This is a genomic window from Streptomyces sp. NPDC045967 (assembly GCF_056430495.1).
Map to the genome: position 1 here is coordinate 196057 of NZ_JBWKLE010000005.1, position 24871 is coordinate 220927.

Below are 24871 nucleotides of genomic sequence, written 5' to 3' on the forward strand. Positions count from 1 at the left end.
CGTCAGGTTCAATCGGAGGTGTGATGGGACACGCAGGGATGGCGGCCACCGTCGTCCGGTACCTCAGGTCAGTCGGCTCCCCCACCTCCGCCGCGCCGGAGCAGGGACCCGAGTCCGTCGACGCCCTGCCGCGCCCCGATCTGCGGGCCGTCGGCGCGGACGAGCGCGCGCCGGTCTCCCCCGCCGAGTTCCGGGCCGTGCTCGGGAACTTCGCCAGTGGGGTCACCGTCGTCACGGCGCCGCCCGGCGCGGACGGGGAGGGCCCGGCCGGCTTCGCCTGCCAGTCCTTCGCCTCGCTGTCCCTGGACCCGCCCCTGGTCACGTTCATGGTGGCCCGTACGTCGACCACCTGGCCGCGGATCGCCCGCGCCGGGGTGTTCTGCGTGAACATCCTGGGAGCCGAGCAGGGCGAGCTGTGCCGGTCCTTCGCCGTGAGCGGCGCGGACAAGTTCGCCGGAGTGGACCACGGCCCGGCCCCCGTCACCGGGTCGCCCCGGCTCGACGCCGTGCCCGCCTGGATCGACTGCCGGATCCACGCCGTCCACACCGGCGGCGATCACCTCATCGTGGTGGGGCGGGTCGTGGCCATGGGGGCGGCGGGCGAGGGAGACCCCCTGCTCTTCCACAAGGGCCGCTTCGGGCGGCTGGCGCACTGAGCCGAGCGCGCCGCCTCACCGGGAGGCGGGGCGGCCCGGAATCCGGCGCCCCACCCGACCCGACCCGGCCCGCCCCGCCCGCCCCGCCGTTCAGAACGTGAGCACCCCGCGCGCCACCCGCCCGTGGTGGGCGTCGTCCACGGCCTTGGCGAAGTCCTCCACCGGGTAGACCTCCGTCACCAGCTCGTCCAGCAGCAGCCGGCCCTGCCGGTAGAGGTCCGCGTAGAGCACGATGTCACGCTGCGGACGCGAGGACCCGTACCGGCAACCCATGATCGTCTTGTCCAGGTACAGGGACGAGACGAGGAACGACGCCTCCTCCGTGAAACCCGGTACCCCGAGCAGGACCGCCTGCCCGTGCCGGTCGAGGAGGTCGACGGCCTGCCGGATCAGTTTCACGCTGCCCACGCACTCGAAGGCGTGGTCGGCGCCGGTGGGCAGGATCCGCCTCACCTCCGCCGAGGAGTCCGCGACGGCCGAGGCGTCGATGAAGTGGGTGGCCCCGAACTGCCGGGCCACCGCCTCCTTCGCCGGGTTCGCGTCGACCGCCACGATCGTCGTGGCGCCCGCGATCCTGGCCCCCTGGAGCACGTTCAGCCCGATCCCGCCGGCGCCGATCACGACCACCGACTCCCCCCGGTCGACCTTCGCCCGGTTCAGCACCGCACCCACCCCGGTCAGCACCCCGCAGCCGATCAGGGCCGCCGAGGTCAGCGGGATGTCGGCGGGGATCTTCACCGCCTGCACGGCCTTGACGACCGTCCGCTCGGCGAAGGCCGAGTTGGAGGCGAACTGGAAGAGCGGCTTCCCGCCCCGCGAGAACGGCTGCCCGGGCATCCCGATCGCCTTGCGGCACATCGTCGGCCGTCCCCGGTCGCAGTCCGCGCAGGCCCCGCAGTTGGCGAGGGTGGACAGCGCCACGTGGTCGCCGGGCACCACGTGCGCGACCCCCGTCCCGACCGCCTCGACCACCCCCGCGCCCTCGTGCCCGAGCACCACCGGCGGCGGGAAGGGGATCGTGCCGTCGATCACCGACAGGTCGCTGTGGCACAGCCCGGCCGCCCGTATCGCGACCAGCACCTCTCCCGGCCCCGGATCGCGGATCTCCAGGTCGTCGACCACCTGGGCCTGCTTGCCGTCGAACACGACGCCTCTCACCCGGACTCCTTCGGCAGGCCGAGCACGCGCTCGGCGATGATGTTGCGCTGGATCTCGTCCGAGCCGCCGTAGATCGTGTCGGCCCGGGTGAACAGGAAGAGCCGCTGCGCCTCGTCGAGGCCGCGTTCGTAGGGGAGTTCCGGCGCCCAGGGCTCCGCACCGGCCGCGGCCGCCGCGCCGCGGACCTCCACCGCCAGCTCGCCGAGCCGCCGGTGCCACCCGCCCCACAGCAGTTTCGCCACGCTCGGCGCACCCACCCCCGCCTCCGCGCCGCCGCCCCCCGCTCCCCCGCCGACCCCCGCACCGCCGCCCGCGCGGCCCGGCGCCGTGCCCAAGGTCCGCAGCGCGTTCCAGCGCATCGTGCGCAGCTCGGCCCACTGCCGCACGAGGCGGGCCCGCAGGACCGGATCCGGGGCGCCCGAAGCCGCGTACGCCGCCAGCACGCGCTCCAGTTCCGCGGCGAAGCCGATCTGCTGGACGAGCGTCGAGACCCCCCGCTCCAGCGCGAGCAGGCCCATGGCGACGCTCCAGCCGTCGCCCTCGGCGCCCACGGCCTCGGCGGCCACCGCCCCGTCGAAGAAGACCTCGTTGAACTCGGAGGTCCCCGACAGCTGCCGGATCGGCCGCACGTCGATCCGGCCCGGCTGGTCCATCCGTACGAGCAGGAACGACAGTCCCCGGTGGCGCCGTGAGCCCGGTTCGGTGCGGGCCAGGACGAAGCACCAGTCGGCGTCCCGGGCCAGGGAGGTCCAGATCTTCTGGCCGGTGACGCGGAAGAGCCCGTCGGACGCGTCCCGCACCGCCGCCGTACGGATGCCCGCGAGGTCGGAGCCGGCGCCCGGCTCGCTGTACCCCTGGCACCACAGCTCCTCGCCCCGCGCGATGCCGGGCAGGTAGCGGTCGCACTGCTCGCGGGTGCCGTGGGCGAGGAGCGTGGGCGCGAGGAGGTTCTCCCCGATGTGGCCGACCCGGCCGGGCGCGCGCAGCGCCGCGTACTCCTCGGCCCACACCACCTGCCCGGTCAGGGAGAGCCGGCGGTTGCCGTACCCCTCGGCCCGCCAGCCCTGCCCGATCCAACCGCCCCGGCCGAGTTCCCGCTCCCACTCCCGCCGCGCCGCCACCCCCTCGTGCTCGCTGCCCGGCCCTCCGAGGCCGCGGGCCCGCGCGTACGGGCCCACGAGGTGCTCGGCGAGCCACGCGCGGGCGCGTGCGCGCAGTTCCTCGTCCTCGGTCCCGAAGCCGAAATCCACTGCCGCTTCCCCCGTTCCTAGGCGTTGGGGCGGTCCTTGGCGGCCGCCGCCTCGGCCATGGCCTTGAGTTGCGCGAGCATCGGCATCGGGTCCTTGCCGACCGTGCCGGGCAGGAAGTCGGCGATCTTCTCCGGTGTCCAGGAGCCCTCGGCGTACCCGGCGCGCAGTTCGCGCGGCTGCGCCCACACGGCGATCTTCGGCCCGGCGATGGTGTACACCTGCCCGGTGATCTCCTCCGCCCTGGCCCGGTCGCCGAGGAGGTAGGTGACGAGCGCCGCCACGTCCTCGGGCTCGCCGATCTCCTTGAGCTCCATGGGCACGTTCGCGGACATGCGGGTGCGGGCGACGGGTGCGACGGCGTTGGCGGTCACCCCGTACTTGGCCAGTCCGAGCGCTGCGGAGCGGACCAGGGAGATGATCCCGCCCTTGGCGGCGCTGTAGTTGGCCTGGGCGACGGAGCCCTGGTGGTTGCCGCTGGTGAAGCCGATGAGGGTGCCCGAGCCCTGCCGGCGCATGACGGCGGAGGCGGCGCGGAAGACGGTGAAGGTGCCTTTGAGGTGGGTGGCGACGACCTGGTCCCACTCCTCCTCGGACATGTTGAAGAGCATCCGCTCGCGCAGGATGCCGGCCACGCACACGACGCCGTCGACGCGCCCGTAGCGGGTGAGCGCCGTGTCGACGACGCGCAGGCCGCCCGCCATCGTGGAGATGTCGTCGGCCACGGCGACGGCCTCGCCCCCCGCGGCGAGGATCTCCTTCACCACGGCCTCGGCTATCTCGCTGGTGGGCTCCCCGCCGCCGATGCCCACTCCGTAGTCGTTGACGACGACCTTGGCGCCCTCGGCGGCGGCGGCGAGTGCCACGGCCCGCCCGATGCCCCGGCCGGCGCCGGTGACGGCGACGACCTTGCCTGTCAAGAAGTTCCCCACGCCCGGCCCCTTCCCGCGTTTTCTGACGGACCGTTAGATTCTATGGGGAGTACGCCGCACCGGCACAAGACCTCGTTGCCGTTTCCACCCGAGGAGCTGTTGAGGCCCATGTCACTGCCCGCCGAGTTCCACGACATCGCCCAGCGCGTCAACAACTGGGGGCGCTGGGGCGCCGAGGACCAGCTCGGCACCCTGAACCTGGTCACCGACGAAGTCGTCAGGGCGGCCGCCGAACAGATCCGCACCGGCCGCCGCATCCCGCTGGCGCTGCCCCTGAAGGAGGACGGGGTGCAGGTCGGGATGATCCCCGGCCGCGTCAACCCGCTGCACACGATGGTGCAGATCAACCAGGAGCTCTTCGGCCCGGGCACGGTGGCGTGCAGCGACGACGCCGTGACCATGGGCCTCCAGGCGGGCACGCACTGGGACGCCCTGACGCACGTCTCGCACTCGGGGAAGATCTACAACGGCCGCCCGGCATCCTCGATCACCGCGCACGCGCGCTCGGAGTTCAGCGGCATCGACACGGCGGGGCCCGTCGTCTCGCGCGGCGTCCTGCTGGACGTGGCGCGCGCCAAGGGCCTGGACCGGCTGCCCGGCGGGCACGCGGTGACCCCGGAAGACCTGGACGAGGCGGCGGAGTTCGGCGGGGTCGCCGTCCGCGCCGGGGACATCGTCCTGGTGCGCACCGGACAGGTCCAGGTCTACCTGGCGGGCGACAAGCACGGCTACGGCTTCCCGTCCCCGGGCCTGTCGGTCCGCACCCCGGAGTGGTTCCACGCGCGGGACGTGGCGGCGGTCGCGAACGACACGCTCACCTTCGAGATCTTCCCGCCGGAGATCGAGAACCTGTGGCTGCCGGTGCACGCGCTCGACCTGGTCGAGATGGGCATGCTGCAGGGCCAGAACTGGAACCTCGAGACTTTGTCCACAGCCTGTGCGGAAGAGGGCCGCTACGCCTTCCTCCTGTCGGCCATGCCGGAGCCGTTCGTCGGCGGCACGGGCACCCCGGTCGCCCCGGTGGCCGTCCTGTGACGCCGGCGCCTCAGGACGCGTCCGGGGCGCCTCAGGGCGTGTCCCGGGTCCTGTCGTCACCGTCCCGCCCGGCCCGCGCTGCTCTTGCCGGCAGGACCTGGTTCCGGCCACAGCACTAGAGGGGCGCCCCGTCCCCCGCCGGGAACGGCCGCCCGTGTCCGGGGACGATCACGTCGGCCACCCCCAGGACCCGCCGGCGCGAGCGGCGCAGCAGGTCCCGGTCCGGGGCCACGGGATCCTCGGCCGGGCCGTCGGGGCGCCACCACAGGTCGCCGACGAACGCGACCACGCCCTCGGCGGTGCCGGCGAGCAGGGTGATGTCCTCGGCGCTGTGGCCGGGCGTGCGGATCAGGCGCAGCGAGCCGGTGAGTTCGTATCCCTCGGCGTCCCGGTCGGTCCACTGGTCGTCGCGGTACTCGGCCTTGTGGTCGTGGACCCGCGCCCGGGGGAAGAGGCCCACGTTCATGGTGTTGTCGGGGTGGTGGTGGCTGAGCACGACGTCGGTGATGTCCTCGGGCGCCAGGCCCCGTTCGGCGAGCGGTCCGAGGATCCGGTCGCGGTGGGCCACCATGCCGGGGTCGACGATCACGTGCCGGTCCCCGTCGGAGACGTAGGAGACGGTGGCGGCGACGCCCGGTCCGGTGGAGGTGGTGTAGCCGGTGGTCAGGACGGTGAACTCGGCGCCGCGGCCGAGGGGCTGCTCTGTCATGCCCCCACCCTCCCGCCCGGCCCCCCACCCGCACGAGTGGCTCTTCTGCCGGTGATCGCGGGTTTCGTGCCACGCCGCCTCGGGCCGGTGGTCCGGCCGCGCCGCCCGGCCGCCGCTCGGGCGCGCCTCCCAGCATGCGGACCAGGGTGATCCGCTCTCCCGACCCCGTGGAACCATGAGGTGTCCATGACGCGTCCCCCATCGCGCCGCTTCGGACGCCGGACCGCAGCCCTCACCTTCACGCCAGGAGACACCCCATGTCCAACCCCTACCAGGCCACGCCGCCCCCGTTCCCGCCCCCGCCCCAGCCCCAGCCCCAGCCCCCCGCGCGCCGCTCGAACGGCGGAGTGGCCGGCTTCCTGGCCGTCGCCCTGGTCATCGCGGGGATCTACGGCGCCTCCCAGTGGCTGGGCAAGGACGAGGGCAAGGCCAAGGGTTCGGCTGCCGCCACGGCGTCCCCGTCCGCCAAGCCCTCCGAGCCCGGCAACCCGGAGTCCTCCTCGGACACCTCCAGTTCCTGGAAGGTGGGCGACTGCGGCGGTCCCGACCCGGACAACCAGCCCGACGGCTTCCGCCCGCAGAAGTGCTCCGCCCCCGGCGCCACCTTCAAGGCGGTCGACATCAAGGACGCGAGCATGTTCCCCGGCGCCATCCAGTGCCCGCCCGGCACCGACGTGATGATCGAGGTGAGCATCACCTACGGCAGCAGTAAGAAGGGCGGCATCCCCACCAACACCGTCTGCGGCCGCAACCTGTCCGATGACCACCCCGGCGACCCGGGCGCGGGCGGCGGCCAGCTGGTGAAGGGCGACTGCGTGACCGACCAGGCGCAGGAAGTCGCCTGCGCCACCGGCGGCTCGAGCGCGTACAAGGTGCTCGGCCTGGTGAAGACGAAGGCCGAGTGCCCGGCGGGCACGAGCGAGCCGATGGAACTGACCATGGCGGTCGGCCGCCCGTACGACGTGATCTGCGCCGACAAGTAACCCCGAGCCCGCGACGCACGGCCCCTGCGCCCCACCGGCGGAGGGCCGTCCCGTCCGGTGGCGCCCGTGCGTGCGGCACCGGGGAAGACCTCGGGTGGCGGCGGTGCGCGTGCACGCCCCGAGCGCGGCACGGCAGCCGCCACCCCGCGACCCGCACTCGTCAAGGCGTGCCCTTGGCGTCCCCTCGCGTCGAATCGCTCCCCACCAGGGTGATCAAGATGTGACGGAACGTCAACACCTCGTTAGAGGTACACGCGCGGTTCCCGCATCACGGGGTGAATTCCGGGCGGGCCGTCCACGGCCCCGTCCGAGGCCGACTTCTCCGCCCGGTCGACCTCGCACCAGATCCGTTTGCCCGCGCCCTCGCGCTGCCAGCCCCAGCGGTCCGCCAGGCCGTCCACCAGCTCCAGGCCGCGCCCGTTGGTGTCGTCGCCGGCCGCCTGCCGTCGGGCGGGCGCGCGGTCGCTCGCGTCCGCCACCTCGACGCGCACCCCGGGCCCCCCGAACAGCATCCGCAGGACCGCCGGACAGCCCGTGTGCACGACGGCGTTCGTGACCAGCTCGGAGATCAGCAGGATCAGCGTCTCCGCGAGCGGTTCGTCCTCCCCTATGCCCGACCCCGCCAGCCGCTTCCGGGCCCACCGGCGCGCCCGGCCGACCTCGGCGGGGTCCGGTCCTACCTCCAGCTGAACCTGAAGCACCTGCACCGCTCACACCATCCGAACCGGCGGACACTTCGCCTCGCGACAGGATGGGATCACCCACCGTGATCCCCTTGTGGAGCAGCATGGTTGACATACAGTCACCACAACAAGCGCTTCGGGCATATTCCCGCGCGAAGGAGTGGGCGTGGTGCATACTGTGCGACGCCTGCGCCGCTCAACCGCTCGCATTCGTGGGAGCGTACCGGAGCGACCCCCCGACTCCGGTCCGTAAGCGGAAGAGCGAAGGACACAAACCGATATCAACTCTCTGTAATCGGACATGCGTCCCGCGCCTCCCGTCCCGTAACAGTCGGCTACGGCGCCGAACCCAGCAGTTCAGCCGCCAGGAGCTCCTCCGCCTCGGTCGCGGTCCGCCACTGCTCCGCCCGCAGCCACGCCCGCTTCAGGTGCAGGTGGACGTCCGCCTCCCAGGTGAAACCCATCCCCCCGTGCACCTGGAGGCAGTCCCGGGCATTGGCGACCGCGGCCTCGTCCGCGAGGAGCTTGGCCGCCGCGCCCTCCGCCGCGTCCTCGGTCACCGCCGCCGCGTAGAGCGCCGTACGGGCCACCTCCGCCCGCACCAGCATCCGCGCGCACAGGTGCTTGACCGCCTGGAAGGCCCCGATCGGCTGCCCGAACTGCTCGCGCTCCCCCGCGTACCGCACCGCCAGCTCCAGCGTCCGCAGGGCGCTCCCGACCTGGAGCGCGGCCGTCAGCAGCGCCCCGGGCGCGAGGAAGGCGGAGGGGACCGGGGCCGGGCCGACCCGGTGCAGGGGGGTCAGCGGATCCGCCGAGCGGACCGGGGAGCCCGGCGGCGGTGCGGCGGCGCCCAGTACCGCGTCCGCCTCCGCCAGGTAGGTGACCAGGCCGCCGCCCAGGTCGAAGGCGGTGACCACGGCCGTCCCGGCCGCCGCCCCCGGGACCACCCCGGCCGCCAGGTGCGTGGCCACCAGCGGACCGGGCAGCAGGACCCGCCCGGCCTCCTCGAAGACGATCACCGCCTCCGGCATCCCGAGCCCCACCCCGCCCTCGGACTCGGGCAGCCGCAGCGCGAAGAAGCCCGCCGCGCCCAGCTCCCGCCACAGCTCCCGGTCCACGCACCCGCCCGAGTCCACCGACGCCCGCAGGGCCTCGCGCCCGTAACGGCCCGCCAGCAGGTCCCGTACGCCCGCCCGCAGGTCCCGCTGCTCCTCGGTCGGCTGGAAGTCCACCGCGCTCACCGGCCCTTCGGGAGGCCGAGGATCCGCTCGGCGACGATGTTCCGCTGGATCTGCGAGGTGCCCGCCGCGATCGTGTACGAGAGCGAGGAGAGCCGGTCCAGGGTCCACTCCTCGTCCAGCGACAGGGACAGCGGTCCCAGCACCTGCGCCGCGGCCTCGTAGAGTTCCTGCCGCGCGTGCGAGTAGGCGAGCTTGAAGACCGAGCCGCCGATGCCGGGGACGCCGCCCGCCGACCGCCCGGCCTCGCTGACGTTCCACTGCGTGAGCCGCCACAGCGCGCCGAACTCCCCGTACAGCCGCCCCAGCCGGCGCCGCAGCACCGGGTCGTCCCAGCGTCCGTTCGCCTTCGCCGTACGGGCCAGTTCGCCGAGCGTGCGGCGGCAGGCGACGACCTCCCCGACGAAGGCGGTGCCCCGCTCGAAGGACAGCGTGACCATGGTGACCCGCCAGCCGTCGTTCTCCGCCCCGACCCGGTGGGCGACCGGCACCCGCACCTCGTCCAGGAACACCTCGGCGAACTCCGCCGACCCGGCCAGTGTGCGCAGCGGGCGGACCGTGACGCCCGGTGCGTCCATGGGCATGGCCAGCCAGGAGATGCCGCGGTGCCTGGGGGCCCCGGGGTCGGTCCGCACGAGCAGCTCGCACCAGTCGGCGACCTCCGCGTGCGAGGTCCAGATCTTCGAACCGGTGACCACGTACTCGTCGCCGTCGCGGACCGCGCGCGTGCGCAGCGAGGCCAGGTCGGATCCCGCGCCGGGCTCGCTGAAGCCCTGGCACCACACCTCTTCGCCGCGCAGGACGGGAGGCAGCCAGCGCGCCCGCTGCTCCGCCGTCCCCTCGGCGGCGATGGTCGGGCCGGCGTGCAGCAGGCCGACGAAGTTGGCGCCGACGTACGGGGCGCCGGCGCGCTCGGTCTCCTCCAGGAAAATCAGGTGCTGGGTCGGGGTGGCGCCGCGGCCGCCCGCGTCCAGGGGCCAGTGCAGACCCGCGTACCCGGCGTCGTACAGCCTGCGCTGCCAGCCCAGGTCGTAGGCCCGGCGGCCCGGCCAGTCGTCCGGGGAGGGCTTGGCCGGCAGTTCGGGCAGCGTCTTGGCGAGCCACTCGCGCAGCCCGGCCCGGAAGTCCCGCTCCTCGTCGGTGTAGGTCAGGTCCATCAGCGGCCCTGGCGGTCCCGGTCGAGGGGCAGGCCGAGCATGCGGATGGCGTTGCCGCGCATCAGTTTGTAGACCGTCTCCTCGTCCAGGCCCTCCACGTGGTCGAGGGCGACCTCCTTGGTGTGCGGGAAGGTGGAGTCCACGTGCGGGTAGTCGGTCTCGAAGGTCGCGTTGTCGCGGCCCACCACGTCCAGCGAGGCGATGCCGTGCTTGTCGCGGAAGAAGCAGCAGAAGATCTGCCGGTAGTAGTAGGTGGACGGCGGCTCCGGGATCAGGTCGCGGACCCCGCCCCAGGCGCGGTGCTCCCGCCAGACGTCGTCCGCGCGCTCCAAGGCGTAGGGGATCCAGCCCATCTGCCCCTCGCTGTAGGCGAGCTTCAGTGTCGGGAACTTCACCAGCACCCCGCTGAAGAGGAAGTCCATCATCGAGGCCATCGCGTTGTTGAAGCTGAGCGCGGCCTGCACGGCGGGCGGCGCGTCGGGGGAGGCCGCGGGCATCTGGGAGCTGGACCCGATGTGCATGTTGACGACCGTGCCCGTCTCCTGGCAGACGGCGAAGAAGGGGTCCCAGTAGCCGCAGTGGATCGAGGGCAGCCCGAGGTGGGTCGGGATCTCGGAGAAGGTCACCGCGCGCACCCCGCGGGCCGCGTTCCGCCGGATCTCGGCGACCGCCAGCTCGACGCCCCACAGCGGGATGATGCACAGCGGGATCAGCCGGCCCCCGCTGTCGCCGCACCACTCCTCGACCATCCAGTCGTTGTAGGCGCGTACGCAGGCGAGCGCCACCTCCTTGTCCCGCGCCTCGGCGAAGGTCTGGCCGCAGAACCGGGGGAAGGTGGGGAAGCACAGCGATGCCTCGACGTGGTTGAGGTCCATGTCGGCGAGGCGCGCCGCCGGGTCCCAGCAGCCCCGGCGCATCTCCTCGCGCGTGATCCCCTCCAGCGTCATGTCGTCGCGGTCGAACCCGACGGCGGCGATGTTGCGCTTGTACGGAAACTTCAGGTCCTCGTAGATCCACCAGTCCGTCGGCGGGCCGTCGGGATCCATGGTGATCACGTACTTGCCGCCGGTGTACTCCAGCTCGCCGATGCCCGCGGTGAGCGCCTTGGGACCGCGGTCCCGGTACTTCGCCGGGAGCCAGACGTCGAAGAGGTGCGCGGGCTCGATCACGTGGTCGTCGACGCTGATGATCCGTGGCAGTTCCAGTCCCATGCCGTCTCCTCGATCTGATGCATCGTCAGAAACAAGCTAGCCCCGCCACCCCTGGACCGACAAGCGCCGGCGCCCTACGCTCTGCACTGGACCTGACTATCCGTCAGATGTCTGGGTCGGGCATGGGAGGTCTGGGATGACGGGGACGGGGACGGGGACGGGGACGGGGACGGCAGGGACGGCAGGGACAGCAGGGACCGCGGAGACTGCGGGGGCCTGGACGAAGGGCACCGGGACGACGGACGCGACGGACGCGACCGGTGCGACGACCCGCACCGCGATCGAACTGAGCCGGTCCACGACCCTGTGGGAACTGATCGCCCGCCGCGCCGCCCTGACCCCGGACGCCACCGTCCTCATCGAGGCCGCGCCGGACCCGGCCGACGACCGCCGGCTGACCTTCGGGGAGCTGCGCGACCGCTCCGAACGGGCCGCCGCCGGCCTGTACGCCAGGGGAGTGCGCCCGGGCACCGTCGTCGCCTGGCAGCTGCCCACCCGCATCGAGACGGTCCTGCTCTCGGCCGCGCTCGCCCGCATCGGGGCCGTCCAGTCCCCCGTGATCCCCTTCTACCGGGACCGGGAGGTCGGCTTCGCGCTCCGCGAGTCCAAGGCCGAGTTCTTCGCCGTCCCGGGCGTCTGGCGGGGCTTCGACCACGCGGCGATGGCCGCGCGGCTCGGCGCGCGCGGCGTCTTCGAGGCGTACCGCGACCTCCCGGACGGCGATCCCTCCGTGCTGCCGCCGCCTCCCGCATCGGGGACCGACGTGCGGTGGATCTACTGGACCTCCGGCACCACCTCCGACCCCAAGGGGGTCCTGCACACCGACCGCTCGCTCATCGCGGGCGGCTCCTGCCTCGCGCACGCCCTGCGGCCGACCCCGGCCGACGTCGGCTCGATGGCCTTCCCCTTCGCGCACATAGCGGGGCCGGACTACACCGTGATGCTGCTGCTGTACGGCTTCCCCGCGGTCCTCTTCGAGAAATTCGCGATGCCCGACGCGCTGGACGGCTACCGCCGGCACGGGGTCACCGTGGCAGGCGGCTCCACGGCCTTCTACTCCCTGTTCCTCGCGGAACAGCGCAAGGCCCCGGACGTGCCGCTGATCCCCACCCTGCGCCTCCTGGCGGGCGGCGGCGCTCCGAAGCCCCCGGAGATCTACCACGCCGTCGTCCGGGAGATGGGCTGCCAGCTGACGCACGGCTACGGCATGACCGAGGTCCCCATGATCACCATGGGCTACCCGGACGACACGGCCGAGCACCTGGCCACCACCGAGGGCCGGCCGCCGGCGGGCATGTCCATCCGCATCACCGGCCCGGACGGCGGGGCGCTGCCGGCGGGGGTGGACGGGGAGGTCCGGCTGCGCGGGGAGGCGGTCTGCCGGGGCTACCTGAACCGGGAGCACGCGCCGGGGGCGGCGGACGCCTTCGACGCGGAGGGCTACCTGATCACGGGCGACCTGGGGCACCTCACGGAGGACGGGTATTTAGTGCTGACCGGGCGCGGCAAGGACGTCATCATCCGCAAGGGCGAGAACATCTCGGCGAAGGAGATCGAGGACCTGCTGCACGAACTGCCGGGAGTCGCCGACGTGGCCGTGATCGGACTTCCCGACCCGGAGCGGGGGGAGCGGGTGTGCGCGGTGGTCGAACAGCCGGAGGGCGCGGTGGCGCCGCTGACCCTGGCGGAAGTGACGGCGTACCTGCGGGGGGCGGGGCTGGCGACGCACAAGCTGCCGGAGCAGTTGGAGGTGCTGGACGCGCTGCCTCGCAACGAGGCCCTGCGGAAGGTCTTGAAGTACCGGCTCCGCGAGCGCTTCGCGTAGCCGCGGCGGGGGCTGGGGGCTTCCGCCCCCGACCCCCCGTGCGAGGCGCGGGGCCCCTACATGCGGCTCAGGGACGCGGCGGCGAAGAGGACGTCGCGGATCGCCTCGCGGTCGCCGTGCTGGCCCGCCGCCTCCTCCGGGGAGATGTGCCCGGCGGCCAGCTGGCAGAACTCGACCTGGTCCAGCGCGATCTCCGCCACCGTCCGGTCGGCCGACGGCACGGCCCCCGGCGAGTCCAGCGCGATGTCCCAGCCGCCGCCACCCGCGCCCTCGATCTCCAGGTGCAGGGTCCGCCCCGGCGTGCCCGCCGCGACCAGACCCGCCGCGGGCGCCGCCAGACCGGCCCGGCGCCGCTGCGCCAGCGCGCCCGGCAGCAGGCGCGCCGCCAAGTCGATCATCCGGTGCAGGTGCGGACCCGACGGCGGCTCGTACGGGTAGTCCACCGCCTCCGCGATGTCCCACGCGTGCACCCAGCACTCGAAGGCCCGCTCCAGGAACGCGTCCCCCAACGGCAGGGCGAAGTCACCGTAGTCCACGGCCAGTTCCGCCACGCCCCGGCCCGCGAAGGAGACGGTGCGCACCAGCGTGTGCCCCTGCTCCCGCCACGGGTCGCGGACCTTCCGCGTGGTCGGGTAGGCCGACGCGCGCCAGAAGTGCTCCGACCGCTCCGTGGGACCCGCGGCCACCGGACCCTCCCGGCCCAGCGGGTCGTCCAGCCCCAACGCGGTGGCCACCAGGCCGTCCACCGCCAGGAGGTGCCCGATCACGCCCGCCACCGTCGTCCGCCGCGTCCTGCGCCGCTCCTCCTCGAACCACTTCAGCCGGACCGGGGTGTGCCACTCGGAGTCCCCGAAGTCCTGGAGCAGCGCGTCCAGCCGGGCGGTCTCGGTGTCGTAGGGGTTCGCCCACGCCGGCACCGGGATCCGGGCCGGCCGCTTGCCCAGGCAGTCCTCCAGCACCCGCGAACGCAGCAGCGGCCCCAGGTCGAGGTTCTCCTCCGGGTGCAGCAGCCCGACCGCGTCGCGCAGCCGCAGCGCCTCCTCCGCGCAGGGCGCGCACTCGGTGAGGTGGTCCTCCACCGCCTGCGTCTCCTCCGCGGAGCACGCCGCCAGCGCCCACGCGCCGAGCAGCGATTTCAGTACGGCGTGCGAGGGCGGTTCCGCGGCCGGCGGCGGCAGTGGCCGCACCGGCGGCGCGTTCCGCGGGTCGAAGTCGTCGGCGGCGCCGCGCGGTCCGGGTATCCGGGCCGGGCCCGCGGGGCGCTCGTATCCGTCCTCGGGCCACTCGGCGGGGCCGTTCATCGTGACGTTCCATATCCGGGCGGGGCGGTGTCCTCCTGCGGGAGGGCGTTGGCGGTCGACAGCAGCTGGAGCCCGAGCCGCAGCCGGCGCCGCGCCTCGTCCTCGCTGATCTGGAGGTCGGCGGCGGCCTGCCGGTAGTCGCGCCGTTTGAAGTACGCGAGTTCCAGCGCGGCACGCAGCGGCGCGGGCATGGAGGTGACGATGTAGTCCGCGCGGGCCGCGGCGTTGGCGCTGCGCACCTTCTGCTCGAGCTCCTCGCGCGAACCGCGGCCGAATTCGGCCTGGCGCAGCCGGGCCACGGCCTGGCCCTGGGTGATGCGGGCGACCCACGAGCGCATCGAGCCCTGCTTGGGGTCGTAGGCGTCCGGGTTCTCCCAGATGTAGCCGAAGACCTCGCGGGTGATCCGGTCCGCGGCCTTCTCGTCGCCCAGCACGCGGTGCGCCAGGCTGTGCACGAGCGAGGCGAAGCGGTCGTACAACTCCCCGAGTGCGGCGGCCTCGCCGCGGGCGAGGCGCTGCTGCATGCGGCGGTCCCAGCGCGGTGGTACGTCCTTAGGCATCGTGCCCCCAGCCGTGTGTCGACGCATCGAATGTAGTGGGCACCGGGCCGATCGCGCCTGTTTTGCGGGAAGGTCACCTGAGAAGTGGGCCCTGCGTGATAGGGGCGTGGCGGAGGGTTAACCGCGCCGGGGGCGCGGGCACATGGGGACAGGTGTACGCGCCCCGCCGCGCGCCCCGTGCGCGGGTTCGATGCGTACGCGCCCTTGACCGGTTCGCTTAACGCGCGGGCCACCGAGGGCTTACGCTCCTGCCTTGTCTTGATCTGAACCCACCGCACACGTGAAGGCGGAACGCCGAACATGGACAGCGCAGAATACGAGCGCAAGATCGCCGCCCGATTCGCCACCTTCGACCAGGACGGTTCCGGATACATCGACCGGGAGGACTTCAGCGCCGCCGCGAAGGCCGTCCTGGCCGAATTCGGCACCACCGCCCGGTCCGACAAGGGCCAGGCGGTCTTCGGCGGCGCGGAGGCGTTCTGGCAGGGCATGGCCGGGATCGCGGACGTCGACGGGGACCAGCGGGTGTCCCGCGAGGAGTTCATCACCGGGGCGGCGAAGCGGCTGCGGGACAACCCGGACCGGTTCGCGGAGATCGCGCGGCCGTTCCTGCGGGCCGTGATCGCGGTGGCGGACGAGGACGGCTCGGGCGCGACCCCGGCGGCCGCCGCCCGCGTCCTGCGCGTCCTCGGCACCGCGCCCGATCTGGCCGCGCGGGTGGCGGCCGGCCTGGACGCGGACGGCGACGGCCGGATCTCCGAGGACGAGATCCTGGTGGCGTTCGCGGCGTACTGCGGCGTGGAGGCCCCCGACGCGTGAGGTGTCTCCGTGTGAGGCTGCGGTGGGCCCGGCGTGCCGGGCCCACCGGGGGCTACGCGAAGACCACCGTGCGGGAGCCGTTGAGGAGCACGCGGTGCTCGCTGTGCCACTTCACCGCGCGCGCGAGCGCCTGGCACTCCACGTCGCGGCCGACCGCCACCAGCTGGTCCGGGGTCACCTCGTGGCCCACACGCTCGACCTCCTGCTCGATGATCGGCCCCTCGTCGAGGTCGGCCGTGACGTAGTGGGCGGTCGCGCCGATGAGCTTCACGCCCCGGGCGTGCGCCTGGTGGTACGGCTTGGCACCCTTGAAGCTCGGCAGGAACGAGTGGTGGATGTTGATGATCCGCCCGCTCAGCTCCTTGCACAGGTTGTCCGACAGCACCTGCATGTAGCGCGCGAGCACCACCAGCTCGACGTCCTCGGACCGCACGAGCTCCAGCAGCCGCGCCTCCGCCGCCGCCTTCGTGTCCTTGGTCACCGGGATGTGCACGAAGGGGATGTCGTAGGAGCCCACCAGTTCGGCGAAGTCCGTGTGGTTGGAGACCACCGCCGCGATCTCGACCGGCAGGGCCCCGATGCTGGTACGGAACAGCAGGTCGTTCAGGCAGTGGCCGAACTTCGACACCATCAGGACGATCCGCATGCGCTCGTCGGAGCGGTGGATCTGCCAGTCCATCCGGAAGGAGTCGCCGATCGCGGCGAAACTCGCGCGCAGCTTCTCCACCGTCACGGCCGGCTCGGCCTCGAAGTGCACCCGCATGAAAAAGAGCCCGGTCTCCCGGTCTCCGAACTGCTGGCTGTCCACGATGTTGCAGCCGGTCATGAAGAGATAACTCGACACGGCGTGCACGATGCCCTGCTTGTCGGGGCAGGACATGGTCAGGACGTACTGCGGGGGCTGGGGCTGTGCCTCGGGCTGCGGGTCGCTCATGACCGCATAGCCTTTCACACCGCCCGGGTGAGGATCCTCAACACCTCGAGCGACCGCGGCCGCACGTCGGGGTCGTCCCCGTCCGCCACGGCCAGCCGTACGTGCGCCTCGCGCGCGGCGCGCACCGCCTCGGGCCAGGCGTGGTGTTCCAGGTAGGCCGGGACGGCCGCGTCGGGACCGACCTGGTGCATGATGCGCAGCACGCGCAGCACGGCGAGGTCGACCAGGGCCGCCTCCTGGGAGTCGCGGAAGATCGTGCCGATGTACTTCTCGGCCGACCAGCTGTCGAGCCAGGTGTCCTCGACGAGCCGGTACACGGCGTCGGTGACGTCACCGTAGCCTTCGGCGCCGGCCAGCCACGTGTCCTCGTGGAAGGCCGGATCGGAGAGCATGTGCAGCGCCGAGCGCACGTTGCTGCGCCAGCGCCACCACGGCATGTCGTTCAGGGGCATGCCGCCCATGGTGGAGGAGCGGCCACCGCGACGGGAAGGGTTCTTCGAACCTTGGGCGAATGTCACGCCGTCGATCGTACGTTCCCGCCGGCTGTGATCTTCAGGGGCGTGGACACAAGCGGAGGGGATCATTCCCCCCGGCAATTCACCCTCCCGTCACCGGCTGTTGCGGACTCCTCACTCCTCAGTTACCCGCGGGGCGGAAGGGTGTGCGGACATGACGGATCGGCGACGCACAGCAGCCCTCACCCGCACCCTCCTGGCCACGGCGGTCGGTGCGTGCCTGATCGCCGGGTGCGGGGGGCTCCCCGGCGACCCGGGGGGCTCGGGGCAGACCCTCACGGTCATGACGTTCGCACCCGAAGGCACCAAGGCGACCAACATGCCCGGAATGACCGGCATGGCCAAGGCGTACGAACGCTGGGTCAACGCCCGGGGCGGCATCAACGGGCGCACACTGCGCGTGCTGACCTGCAACGAGAACAACACGGCCGGCGGCGCGGCCGACTGCGCGCGCAAGGCCGTGGAGGAGAAGGCCGTCGCCGTGGTCGGCTCCTACAGCCAGCACGGGCGCGCCTTCATGGCTCCGCTGGAGGCCGAGGGCATCCCGTTCGTCGGCGGCTACGGAGTCTCCTCCGAGGAGTTCCAGTCGACCCTCTCCTACCCGGTCAACGGCGGCCAGCCGGTCCTCCTGGCCGGCGCCGGCCACCAGTTGGGCCGCGCCTGCGACCAGGTCGCCCTGGTCCGCCCCGACACCCTCGCGGGCGACTCGATGCCGATCCTGCTGAACGCCGGGCTGAGGGCGAGCAGGACGACCGAGGCCGCCGACATCCGGGCCGCCGAGGACGCCGCGGACTTCTCGGTGCAGGCCCGCGACGCGCTCACCGGAACCGCCACGGGCGCCGCGGCCGCGGTCGGCGGCAAGGAGAAGGACAAGGCCAAGGCGTGTGTGACCGCCGTGCTCGGCGAGCGCACCGAGACCTTCTTCGACGCCTTCCGCCGCGCCGACGCCCAGAACAGGAAGCCGCAGATCGCCTCGGTCCTCGGCAGCGTCAGCCAGTCCCTGGTGGACCGCACCGGCGGCAAGGAGAGCCCCTTCGAGGGCGCATTGCTGACCAGTTGGTACCCGGTGGCGGGCGACCCCCTCTGGGACCCGATGCGCGAGGTGATCACCGACCACGCCTTCGGCGACGACGGGGTCGACCCCGAGGACAGCGGCACCCAGACCACCTGGATCGCCTACACCGTGCTGAACGAGATCGTGCGGCGCTTCGGGCCGGACGAGAAGATCACCGCCCGCAAGGTCGCGCGGTCCCTCAACCAGGCGGAGGCCGTCGGCACCGGCGGCCTCACCCCGGACCTGAGGTGGCGCTACCAGGACATGCGCGCGGTCGCGGGGTTCCCCCGCATCGTCAACGGCCGGGTCACCTTCCAGGTCGTCCGGGCGGGCCGGCTCGTCGCCCAGGAGGGCGAGCAGACGATGGACATGACCGCGACCCTGGAGCAGGCCCCCCGAGCGGCGTGACCGGCCCGCCGGCTCAGAGCTGGGACTTGTCCCGCTTGGTGAGGCCGTACTTGCCGGCGATGGAGTTCCACAGGGTCGCGGCGGACTCCTTGGCCTTCGTCGCCTCGCCGCTCGCCTTGTTGCCGGCGGCGGCGTTCTCCGTGCTCTTGGCCTTGCCGTCCTTGCACTTGTCGCCCGCCACGTCCTGCGCCCAGGCCGCGTAGCTGTTGTCGGCGGACGCGGAGGACTTCCACGCCTTCGTCAGCGCGGCGGTCAGCTTCGCGTGGTCCGGGAGCCGGTCCACCTTCAGCTCCTGGAGGCGGGTGACGAGCTCCTCGCGCTGGCGGGCGGCGTCGCGCAGGTCGGCGGCCGCCTGGTCGAGGTTGCTGCAGGTCTTGATGTCCTCCACGGCCTTGATCACCGCGGCCCGGCTGTCGTTGCTGTCGGCGAGGAGTTTGTCCAGCTGGACGGCCTGCGGGCGGGCGGGGTCGACCGGGGCCTCGCCGGCGGGCGCGGCCGTGCCGCCGGTGGAGGTGGCGGCAGGGGGAACGGCGGCCGGGTCGTTGTTCTGCGGCTTGCCGTCGCCGAGCAGCGAGCCGACGCCCAACCCGACCACGGCCAGGCCGATGATCGCGGCGGCGATGATCGCGGGCGACATCTTGCGGGGGGCTTCCGGCGGCGGGGGCGGAGGCTGCGGCGGCGCGAACGACCCGCTCCGGTGCGGGTGCTGGGCCGGATGCGGAAGCGGGGGCAGGTTCGGGTTCTGGTGCGGCTGGTGGTGCTGCGGCGGTACGGGGCGCTGCCCGCGCGGCGGGTGGGAGCGCGGCGGGGCGGGCGGCAGGTGCCGGGCCTGCGCCGCGGAGCCCTCGCCGCGGAACAGGCCGTCGAACGGCTCCAGCCCGTCGGCCGCGGGGGCCGCGGGCACGGGCGGGAGGTACTGGGTCGCCGCCTCCTCGTGCGCCGGGGCCGCCGGCACGGGCGGGAGGTACTGCGTCGCCTCCTCGTGCGCGGAGGCCGCGGGGGCCGCCGGCACGGGCGGAAGGTATTGCGTCGCCGCCTCCTCGTGCGCCGGGGCCGCCGGCACCGGGGGAAGGTACTGCGTCGCCGCCTCCTCGTGCCCGGAGGCCGCGGGGGCCGCCGGCACGGGCGGGATGTACTGGGCGACCGCCTCGGGCAGCGGCGGGTAGCCGTAGCCGTGCGGATTGCCCGGCCCCTCGTACCCGGGACCCACCACGTGCCCGGCGCCCGCCTGCGGCTGCGGCGGCTGGGCCGGCTGCTGCTGCCCGGAGTGCGCGGACTGCTGCTCGGGGTGCTGCGGGTAGCCGTACGCGGGCTCCGGACCCCACGGGGCACCCGGCTGGGGGCCGCTCCCCTGTCCGTTCTCCGTCACCGGGTCTCCTTCTCCGACTCGCCCGAACCTACGGAACCGTCCGTCACGCTACCCGGTCACGCACCGCGACCGGGAGGCCACCCGGCAACCCGGTCCGCTCCGCGGGCGCCGTCCGGACGCCACCGCTCAGGCGGCGCGCGCCTCCAGACGGGCCGTGAACTCACGGACCGGCGCCTCCGCCGCGTACGGCTCGAGGCGGGCCCGGAAGTCCTCCAGGTACTCCACGCCCCTGGTCGAGCGGAGGCCCGCGAGCAGGTCGGAGGCCTGCGTGGCCGTCTGGCACGCCTGCTCGACCTCCCGCTGCCGGACCTGCGCCCCCGCCAGCAGCAGCAGGCCGATGGCCCGGCGGCGGGCCTTGGCCGCCGGCAGGTGCCGCAGTGCCTCCGCCGCCTGCCGGGCCGCCGCGTCCGCCTGGCCGAGGTCCCGGTGGCAGTGCGCCAACTCGTCGGCGAGGTACGCCTGGTCGAAGTGGCGGATCCACACCGGGTCGTCGCCGGACTCCGGCTCCGCCCGCTCCAGTGCCGTGACGGCCCGCGACGACAGCACCGCCGTCGCCCGGTGGTCGCCCATCAGCGCGTGACCGCGTGCCTCGGCGGCGTAGAACATGGCCTCCACCCGCGGGGTGACCTGCCCCCGCGTCCCCTCCTGAGCGGCCCGCGCCAGTTGCGCGATCTCCCGCGGATTGCCCAGCTCGGCGGCGAGGTGGCTCATCGACGCCGCCAGCACGTAGCCCCCGTACGAACGGTCGCCGGCCGCCTGCGCCAGCCTCAGTGCCTGGATGTAGTAGCGCTGCGCCAGACCCGGCTGGCCGGTGTCCACCGCCATGTAGCCGGCGAGCTCCGTCAGCCGCGCCACCGCAGCGAACAGTGCCCGCCCGACGGGCTCCCGGTAGGAGCCGCCGATCAGCCCGGACACGACGGAGTTCAGGTAGTGCACCACCACCGGCCGCACGTGCCCGCTCCCGAAGCGGTGGTCCAGCTCCTTGAGGGCCTCGGTGGTGGCTCGTACGGCCTCGACGTCGGACATGCCGACGCGCGCACCGCCGCTGCGCGCCACCTGCGGATCGGCGCCCGTGATCAGCCAGTCGCGGCTCGGCTCGACGAGCGCGGACGCGGCCACGCTGGACCCCGCCAGGAAGTCGCGCCGCCCCACGTCGCTGCGCCACAGCTCGCAGACCTGCTCGATGGCGCCGATGACCGTCGGGGAGAACTGCAGGCCGACGCCGGACGCGAGGTTCTTGCCGTTGGCCATGCCGATCTCGTCGATGGTGACGGTCCGGCCGAGTTTGCGCCCGAGCGCCTCGGCGATGATGCCCGGGGCCCGGCCGCGCGGCTGCTGGCCGCGCAGCCAACGGGCCACGGAGGTCTTGTCGTAGCGCAGGTCGAGACCGTGTTCCGCCCCGCACATGTTGACCCGCCGGGCGAGCCCGGCGTTGGAGCACCCGGCTTCCTGGATGAGCGCCTGCAGCCGTTCGTTCGGCTGGCGGGCGACGAGAGGCCTGGCTGCCATGAAAACCCCCTGAGGCCGCGGGTGATCCTTGGAATGATCACTTCCCGCCTGATGTGCGGAGAATCTTCCGCTCTGCGTGGTGTCGCTACCCAGCTCCGGCGCCCCGGGCTCCTACGCGCCCCCACCCGTGCACCGATGCGCCCCGCATGCAGGATCGATGCTCCGCCCACCGGCCGGTTTACGCCCGTAACCCCGGGTGACCCCCGGAGTTGTGATGGACGTGGAAGAGACCATGGGAGTCACGGAGACCGCACCCATCCCCAAGCAGCGAGGTGAGCAGCTGCTGGACCATGCCGTGCGGTATGCGGAAGAACGGCACTGGGACGTCTTCGCCGGCACCTGGCTGGAGGTGGCGGACGGGCGGGAGCTGTGCTCCTGCGGCGCATCGGACTGCCCCGCTCCGGGCGCGCACCCGACGGTGAAGGACTGGGCGGCGCAGGCCACTGGCAGCGCGGTGCGGGTGCGGCAGATCTGGGGCCGGCACCCCGCGGCCTCGATCCTGATGCCGACGGGCCGGACGTTCGACGCGCTGGACGTGCCCGACGCGGCGGGGTTCCTGGCCCTCGCGCGGCTGGAGCGGATGGAGCGCACGCTCGGGCCGGTCACCCTCACCCCCGACCACCGCATGCTGTTCTTCGTCCTGCCGGGCGCCGGGGCCAAGGTCGCGGACCTGGTGCGCAAGCTGGGCTGGACCCCGTCGGGGCTCGACCTCACCGCCCGGGGCGAGGGCGAGTACGTGGCCGCCCCGCCCACCCGCGTCGGCGGCCGCGGTTCGGTCCAGTGGGCCCGGCGGCCCACGCCGGCCAACCGGTGGCTGCCGGACACGGAGGAGCTGATCGACGCCCTGGCGTACGCGTGCGGCAGCGAGGCCGCGGCCGAGCGCAAGCGGCGCCAGGGCTGAGCGCCGACCGCGCCGCTGCGGCCCGCGACTCCCTTTTGCGAGCGGCGCGTTGGCATGACACCGGTGGCCGGGAACTCATGACATAAGTAACTGCTCGCGCCTCTTCCCCTCCTCCTATGGTGAGGACAGAACGACCAACGGGGACGTGTGACGAGAGGCAGGCGCATGCCGGACCAGGGTGATGCGACGAGCGGGACGTACGGGACGGACGGTGCGCGACCCGCGCCGTCCGCCGTGCGGGTGGAAGGTCTGTGGAAGCGCTTCGGCGAGCAGGTCGCGGTGTCGGGGATCGACCTGGAGCTGCCCGCGGGCAAGTTCATCGGGCTGGTCGGCCCGAACGGCGCGGGCAAGACGACGACGCTGTCGATGGTGACCGGGCTGCTGCGCCCGGACATGGGGCGGGTCTTCGTCGCCGGGCACGACGTGTGGGCGGACCCGGTCGAGGTGAAGTCGCGGATCGGCGTACTGCCGGAGGGCCTTCGCCTCTTCGAGCGCCTGTCGGGCCGGGAACTGCTGGGCTACATGGGCCGGCTGCGGGGGCTGCCGGGCGAGGAGACCGACAAGCGGGCGACGCAGCTGCTGGACGTACTGGACCTGGCCGGCTCGCAGCACAAGCTCGTCGTGGACTACTCGACGGGCATGCGCAAGAAGATCGGCCTCGCGGCGGCCCTGCTGCACAATCCCGAAGTGCTCTTCCTGGACGAGCCCTTCGAGGGCGTCGACCCGGTGTCGGCGCAGACCATCCGCGGTGTGCTGGAACGTTACACCGCGTCCGGAGCGACGGTCGTGTTCTCCTCCCACGTGATGGAGCTCGTCGAGTCGCTGTGCGACTGGGTCGCCGTCATGGCGGCCGGGCGGATCCGCGCCGCGGGCCCGCTGGCCGACGTACGGGGCTCGGCGCCTTCCCTGCAGGCCGCCTTCCTCGAACTGGTCGGCGCGCAGGGGCGCCACGCCGCCGGGGACTCCCTGGACTGGCTGGGCGGCGGCTCCGGGACGGCGGGCGCACGATGACCGCGGTCACCTCCTCCGCCGCCGCTCCCTCCGCGTCCGCCCGGTCCGCCGCCTCGGCCCCGCTCACGCCGGTGTTCGTCCGGCTGAAGCTGTCGCTGCTGCGCAACGGGCTGAAGGGCTCCTCCAAGCGCAAGGCCGCCTGGATCGGCTCGCTGGTGTTCGCCCTCGTGGCCGGCTTCTTCGTCACGCTCGGCCTGGCCATGCTGCGCGGCAACGCCCACGCGGGCACGGTCGTCGTCCTGCTGGCCGCGATCCTGGCGCTGGGCTGGACCTGCATGCCGCTGTTCTTCCCCACCGGGGACGAGACCCTCGACCCGAGCCGGCTGGTCATGCTGCCGCTGCGGCCGCGGCCCCTCGTGCGGGCCCTGCTGGCCTCCTCGCTGGTCGGCATCGGGCCGATGTTCACGCTGTGCCTCGCGATCGGCTCGGTCGCGGCGGTCGCCCGCGGCGCCGCCGGGGTGGCCGCCGCGGTGCCGGCCGTGCCCCTGCTGCTCGTGGGCTGCGTGGTCCTCGCCCGGGCGGTGGCCACGGCCAACGTCCGGCTGCTGACCAGCCGCAAGGGGCGGGACCTGGCGCTGCTCAGCGGACTGCTGATCGCGGTGGGCGCGCAGCTGGTCAACTTCGCGAGCCAGCGCCTCTTCCAGACCGGCGGACTGGCGCAGCTGGAGCCGGTCGAGGCGGTGGTGCGGTGGCTGCCGCCGGCGACCGCCGTCGGGATGGTCGACTCCGCGAGCAAGGGCTGGTACGGCCAGGCGGCCGCCCAATTCGCCCTGACGCTCGGCGCTCTGGCCGTGCTGCTGTGGTTCTGGGAGCGCACCCTGACCACGCTGATGATCACTCCGGACGGTTCGACCCTCGTGGCCGCCGCACCGGAGAAGGACCGCGGCGGGCGCGGCATCTGGTCACTGCTGCCGGCCGGCCGGACGGGCGCGGTCATGCAGCGGATCCTGCGCTACGCCGTCCGCGACCCGAAGACGAAGTCGGCGTGGGTGACGGCGCTGGCGATCGGCCTGATCGTGCCGGTCTTCAACGCCCTCCAGGGCACGGGCTCGCTCTACCTCGCCTGCTTCGGGGCCGGGATGCTCGGCATCCAGATGTACAACCAGTTCGGGCAGGACACCTCGGCGTTCTGGATGGTCGCGCAGACCCTGGCCACGCCGCGCGACGCGTACCGCGAACTGCGGGCGCGGCTCGCCGCGCTGGCCCTGGTCACCGTCCCGTACACGGTGTTCGTGACCGTGGTGACCGCCGCTCTGGTCGGCGACTGGTCCGGTTTCCCGGCGGCGCTGGGGGTGGCGCTGGCCCTGCTGGGCGCGATGCTCTGCACGGGGACGCTGGCGTCGGCCCGGTATCCGTACTCGATCCCGACGGACGGCGCGTTCAAGAACGTCGCCCCGGGCCAGGCCGGCCTGGCGTGGCTGGGCATCTTCGGCGGCATGCTGGCGGCGGCCCTGCTGTGCGCGCCGCTGATCGCCCTGACGGTCTGGCTCAACGTGGCGGACCACCAGTCCGTCTCCTGGGTGGTGCTCCCCCTGGGCGTGGCCTGGGGCACGCTGGCCACCTGGTCGGGCCTGCGGCTGGCAGCGCCGATGGTGGCCCGGCGGCTGCCGGAGATCCTGGCGGCGGTGAGCAAGGGGTAGCGGCGGGGTGTGGCTT

The 24871-nt window shown here is 73.3% G+C and carries 23 protein-coding genes; 9 read left to right on the forward strand and 14 right to left on the reverse strand.

Annotation, left to right across the window (positions count from 1 at the left end):
* The first annotated feature begins 38 nt into the window (after window positions 1-38).
* On the forward strand, window positions 39-656 hold the full coding sequence (locus AC07FY_RS13740; protein WP_479005476.1) for a flavin reductase family protein: 618 nt from the start codon (window positions 39-41) through the stop codon (window positions 654-656).
* A gap of 90 nt (window positions 657-746) precedes the next feature.
* On the opposite strand, the gene AC07FY_RS13745 is transcribed toward AC07FY_RS13740, so the two are convergent.
* The 3 genes from AC07FY_RS13745 to AC07FY_RS13755 are packed head-to-tail and all read right to left on the reverse strand — an operon-like array spanning window position 747 to window position 3993.
* The gene (locus AC07FY_RS13745) at window positions 747-1814 is read right to left on the reverse strand and encodes a Zn-dependent alcohol dehydrogenase (protein ID WP_479004991.1); all 1068 of its coding nucleotides are present in this window, start codon (window positions 1812-1814) and stop codon (window positions 747-749) included.
* Complete coding sequence (locus AC07FY_RS13750) at window positions 1811-3064, reverse strand: acyl-CoA dehydrogenase family protein (RefSeq protein WP_479004993.1); 1254 nt, start codon at window positions 3062-3064, stop codon at window positions 1811-1813. Before AC07FY_RS13750 ends, AC07FY_RS13745 begins: the two co-directional genes overlap by 4 nt.
* Window positions 3065-3081: 17 nt before the next feature.
* Complete coding sequence (locus AC07FY_RS13755; RefSeq protein ID WP_479004995.1) at window positions 3082-3993, reverse strand: SDR family NAD(P)-dependent oxidoreductase; 912 nt, start codon at window positions 3991-3993, stop codon at window positions 3082-3084.
* Between the two features lie 108 nt (window positions 3994-4101).
* Between AC07FY_RS13755 and AC07FY_RS13760 the strand changes: the two genes are divergently transcribed.
* A complete protein-coding gene (locus AC07FY_RS13760) occupies window positions 4102-5028 on the forward strand; it encodes a cyclase family protein (protein ID WP_479004997.1) in 927 nt (308 codons plus the stop codon).
* Between the two features lie 115 nt (window positions 5029-5143).
* Here AC07FY_RS13760 and AC07FY_RS13765 read toward each other — a convergent pair whose 3' ends face one another.
* Window positions 5144-5737 carry an MBL fold metallo-hydrolase gene (locus AC07FY_RS13765; RefSeq protein WP_479005000.1) on the reverse strand — a complete coding sequence of 198 codons (594 nt, stop codon included), beginning with the start codon at window positions 5735-5737 and terminating at the stop codon, window positions 5144-5146.
* 257 nt (window positions 5738-5994) lie between these two features.
* Between AC07FY_RS13765 and AC07FY_RS13770 the strand changes: the two genes are divergently transcribed.
* Entirely contained in the window at window positions 5995-6720 is a 726-nt protein-coding gene (locus tag AC07FY_RS13770; RefSeq protein ID WP_479005003.1) for a hypothetical protein, read from the forward strand.
* A gap of 242 nt (window positions 6721-6962) precedes the next feature.
* Here AC07FY_RS13770 and AC07FY_RS13775 read toward each other — a convergent pair whose 3' ends face one another.
* The 4 genes from AC07FY_RS13775 to AC07FY_RS13790 all read right to left on the reverse strand — a co-directional run bounded on the left by AC07FY_RS13775 (window position 6963) and on the right by AC07FY_RS13790 (window position 11009).
* On the reverse strand, window positions 6963-7427 hold the full coding sequence (locus AC07FY_RS13775; RefSeq protein ID WP_479005006.1) for an ATP-binding protein: 465 nt from the start codon (window positions 7425-7427) through the stop codon (window positions 6963-6965).
* A gap of 311 nt (window positions 7428-7738) precedes the next feature.
* Window positions 7739-8635 carry an acyl-CoA dehydrogenase family protein gene (locus AC07FY_RS13780; protein WP_479005479.1) on the reverse strand — a complete coding sequence of 299 codons (897 nt, stop codon included), beginning with the start codon at window positions 8633-8635 and terminating at the stop codon, window positions 7739-7741.
* A 5-nt stretch (window positions 8636-8640) separates the two neighbouring features.
* Window positions 8641-9798, reverse strand: coding sequence for an acyl-CoA dehydrogenase (locus AC07FY_RS13785; protein WP_479005009.1), 1158 nt, complete (start codon window positions 9796-9798; stop codon window positions 8641-8643).
* Window positions 9798-11009 carry an amidohydrolase family protein gene (locus AC07FY_RS13790; protein WP_479005011.1) on the reverse strand — a complete coding sequence of 404 codons (1212 nt, stop codon included), beginning with the start codon at window positions 11007-11009 and terminating at the stop codon, window positions 9798-9800. Before AC07FY_RS13790 ends, AC07FY_RS13785 begins: the two co-directional genes overlap by 1 nt.
* 136 nt (window positions 11010-11145) lie before the next feature.
* Here AC07FY_RS13790 and AC07FY_RS13795 point away from each other — a divergent pair, with 136 nt between their 5' ends.
* Window positions 11146-12834, forward strand: coding sequence for a class I adenylate-forming enzyme family protein (locus tag AC07FY_RS13795; protein ID WP_479005013.1), 1689 nt, complete (start codon window positions 11146-11148; stop codon window positions 12832-12834).
* A gap of 56 nt (window positions 12835-12890) precedes the next feature.
* On the opposite strand, the gene AC07FY_RS13800 is transcribed toward AC07FY_RS13795, so the two are convergent.
* Both AC07FY_RS13800 and AC07FY_RS13805 read right to left on the reverse strand, forming a co-directional pair.
* On the reverse strand, window positions 12891-14135 hold the full coding sequence (locus tag AC07FY_RS13800; RefSeq protein WP_479005016.1) for a maleylpyruvate isomerase N-terminal domain-containing protein: 1245 nt from the start codon (window positions 14133-14135) through the stop codon (window positions 12891-12893).
* Complete coding sequence (locus AC07FY_RS13805) at window positions 14132-14695, reverse strand: sigma-70 family RNA polymerase sigma factor (protein ID WP_479005019.1); 564 nt, start codon at window positions 14693-14695, stop codon at window positions 14132-14134. Before AC07FY_RS13805 ends, AC07FY_RS13800 begins: the two co-directional genes overlap by 4 nt.
* A gap of 300 nt (window positions 14696-14995) precedes the next feature.
* On the opposite strand from AC07FY_RS13805, the gene AC07FY_RS13810 reads away from it, so the two are divergent.
* Window positions 14996-15514, forward strand: a complete 519-nt coding sequence (locus AC07FY_RS13810) for an EF-hand domain-containing protein (protein ID WP_479005022.1) — start codon at window positions 14996-14998, stop codon at window positions 15512-15514.
* A 52-nt stretch (window positions 15515-15566) separates the two neighbouring features.
* Here AC07FY_RS13810 and purU read toward each other — a convergent pair whose 3' ends face one another.
* Together purU and AC07FY_RS13820 are read right to left on the reverse strand one after the other, a co-directional pair.
* Window positions 15567-16448 carry a formyltetrahydrofolate deformylase gene (gene purU / locus AC07FY_RS13815; RefSeq protein WP_479005025.1) on the reverse strand — a complete coding sequence of 294 codons (882 nt, stop codon included), beginning with the start codon at window positions 16446-16448 and terminating at the stop codon, window positions 15567-15569.
* 14 nt (window positions 16449-16462) lie between these two features.
* A complete protein-coding gene (locus AC07FY_RS13820) occupies window positions 16463-16909 on the reverse strand; it encodes an SCO4402 family protein (RefSeq protein ID WP_479005482.1) in 447 nt (148 codons plus the stop codon).
* 208 nt (window positions 16910-17117) lie between these two features.
* Here AC07FY_RS13820 and AC07FY_RS13825 point away from each other — a divergent pair, with 208 nt between their 5' ends.
* A complete protein-coding gene (locus tag AC07FY_RS13825) occupies window positions 17118-18425 on the forward strand; it encodes an ABC transporter substrate-binding protein (protein WP_479005028.1) in 1308 nt (435 codons plus the stop codon).
* A 13-nt stretch (window positions 18426-18438) separates the two neighbouring features.
* Here AC07FY_RS13825 and AC07FY_RS13830 read toward each other — a convergent pair whose 3' ends face one another.
* Together AC07FY_RS13830 and AC07FY_RS13835 are read right to left on the reverse strand one after the other, a co-directional pair.
* Window positions 18439-19794, reverse strand: a complete 1356-nt coding sequence (locus AC07FY_RS13830) for a hypothetical protein (protein WP_479005031.1) — start codon at window positions 19792-19794, stop codon at window positions 18439-18441.
* 126 nt (window positions 19795-19920) lie between these two features.
* On the reverse strand, window positions 19921-21303 hold the full coding sequence (locus tag AC07FY_RS13835) for a transcriptional regulator (protein ID WP_479005034.1): 1383 nt from the start codon (window positions 21301-21303) through the stop codon (window positions 19921-19923).
* Between the two features lie 214 nt (window positions 21304-21517).
* Here AC07FY_RS13835 and AC07FY_RS13840 point away from each other — a divergent pair, with 214 nt between their 5' ends.
* From AC07FY_RS13840 to AC07FY_RS13850, 3 genes are all read left to right on the forward strand, one after another.
* On the forward strand, window positions 21518-22204 hold the full coding sequence (locus tag AC07FY_RS13840) for a bifunctional DNA primase/polymerase (RefSeq protein ID WP_479005037.1): 687 nt from the start codon (window positions 21518-21520) through the stop codon (window positions 22202-22204).
* Window positions 22205-22369: 165 nt separating this feature from the next.
* Window positions 22370-23215 (forward strand): ABC transporter ATP-binding protein, encoded by an 846-nt coding sequence (locus AC07FY_RS13845; RefSeq protein WP_479005040.1) that lies wholly within the window; start codon window positions 22370-22372, stop codon window positions 23213-23215.
* Entirely contained in the window at window positions 23212-24855 is a 1644-nt protein-coding gene (locus AC07FY_RS13850) for a transporter (protein ID WP_479005042.1), read from the forward strand. Before AC07FY_RS13845 ends, AC07FY_RS13850 begins: the two co-directional genes overlap by 4 nt.
* The last annotated feature ends 16 nt before the right edge of the window (window positions 24856-24871 follow it).

What these genes read in the sequence shown, in the direction of transcription:
- AC07FY_RS13740 (WP_479005476.1), top strand. Translation starts at nt 39, where the DNA reads ATGGCGGCCACCGTCGTCCGGTACCTCAGGTCAGTCGGCTCCCCCACC.
- AC07FY_RS13760 (WP_479004997.1), top strand. Translation starts at nt 4,102, where the DNA reads ATGTCACTGCCCGCCGAGTTCCACGACATCGCCCAGCGCGTCAACAAC.
- AC07FY_RS13765 (WP_479005000.1), bottom strand. Translation starts at nt 5,737, where the DNA reads ATGACAGAGCAGCCCCTCGGCCGCGGCGCCGAGTTCACCGTCCTGACC.
- AC07FY_RS13770 (WP_479005003.1), top strand. Translation starts at nt 5,995, where the DNA reads ATGTCCAACCCCTACCAGGCCACGCCGCCCCCGTTCCCGCCCCCGCCC.
- AC07FY_RS13785 (WP_479005009.1), bottom strand. Translation starts at nt 9,798, where the DNA reads ATGGACCTGACCTACACCGACGAGGAGCGGGACTTCCGGGCCGGGCTG.
- AC07FY_RS13790 (WP_479005011.1), bottom strand. Translation starts at nt 11,009, where the DNA reads ATGGGACTGGAACTGCCACGGATCATCAGCGTCGACGACCACGTGATC.
- AC07FY_RS13795 (WP_479005013.1), top strand. Translation starts at nt 11,146, where the DNA reads ATGACGGGGACGGGGACGGGGACGGGGACGGGGACGGCAGGGACGGCA.
- AC07FY_RS13800 (WP_479005016.1), bottom strand. Translation starts at nt 14,135, where the DNA reads ATGAACGGCCCCGCCGAGTGGCCCGAGGACGGATACGAGCGCCCCGCG.
- AC07FY_RS13805 (WP_479005019.1), bottom strand. Translation starts at nt 14,695, where the DNA reads ATGCCTAAGGACGTACCACCGCGCTGGGACCGCCGCATGCAGCAGCGC.
- AC07FY_RS13810 (WP_479005022.1), top strand. Translation starts at nt 14,996, where the DNA reads ATGGACAGCGCAGAATACGAGCGCAAGATCGCCGCCCGATTCGCCACC.
- purU (WP_479005025.1), bottom strand. Translation starts at nt 16,448, where the DNA reads ATGAGCGACCCGCAGCCCGAGGCACAGCCCCAGCCCCCGCAGTACGTC.
- AC07FY_RS13820 (WP_479005482.1), bottom strand. Translation starts at nt 16,909, where the DNA reads ATGGGCGGCATGCCCCTGAACGACATGCCGTGGTGGCGCTGGCGCAGC.
- AC07FY_RS13825 (WP_479005028.1), top strand. Translation starts at nt 17,118, where the DNA reads ATGACGGATCGGCGACGCACAGCAGCCCTCACCCGCACCCTCCTGGCC.
- AC07FY_RS13835 (WP_479005034.1), bottom strand. Translation starts at nt 21,303, where the DNA reads ATGGCAGCCAGGCCTCTCGTCGCCCGCCAGCCGAACGAACGGCTGCAG.
- AC07FY_RS13840 (WP_479005037.1), top strand. Translation starts at nt 21,518, where the DNA reads ATGGACGTGGAAGAGACCATGGGAGTCACGGAGACCGCACCCATCCCC.
- AC07FY_RS13845 (WP_479005040.1), top strand. Translation starts at nt 22,370, where the DNA reads ATGCCGGACCAGGGTGATGCGACGAGCGGGACGTACGGGACGGACGGT.
- AC07FY_RS13850 (WP_479005042.1), top strand. Translation starts at nt 23,212, where the DNA reads ATGACCGCGGTCACCTCCTCCGCCGCCGCTCCCTCCGCGTCCGCCCGG.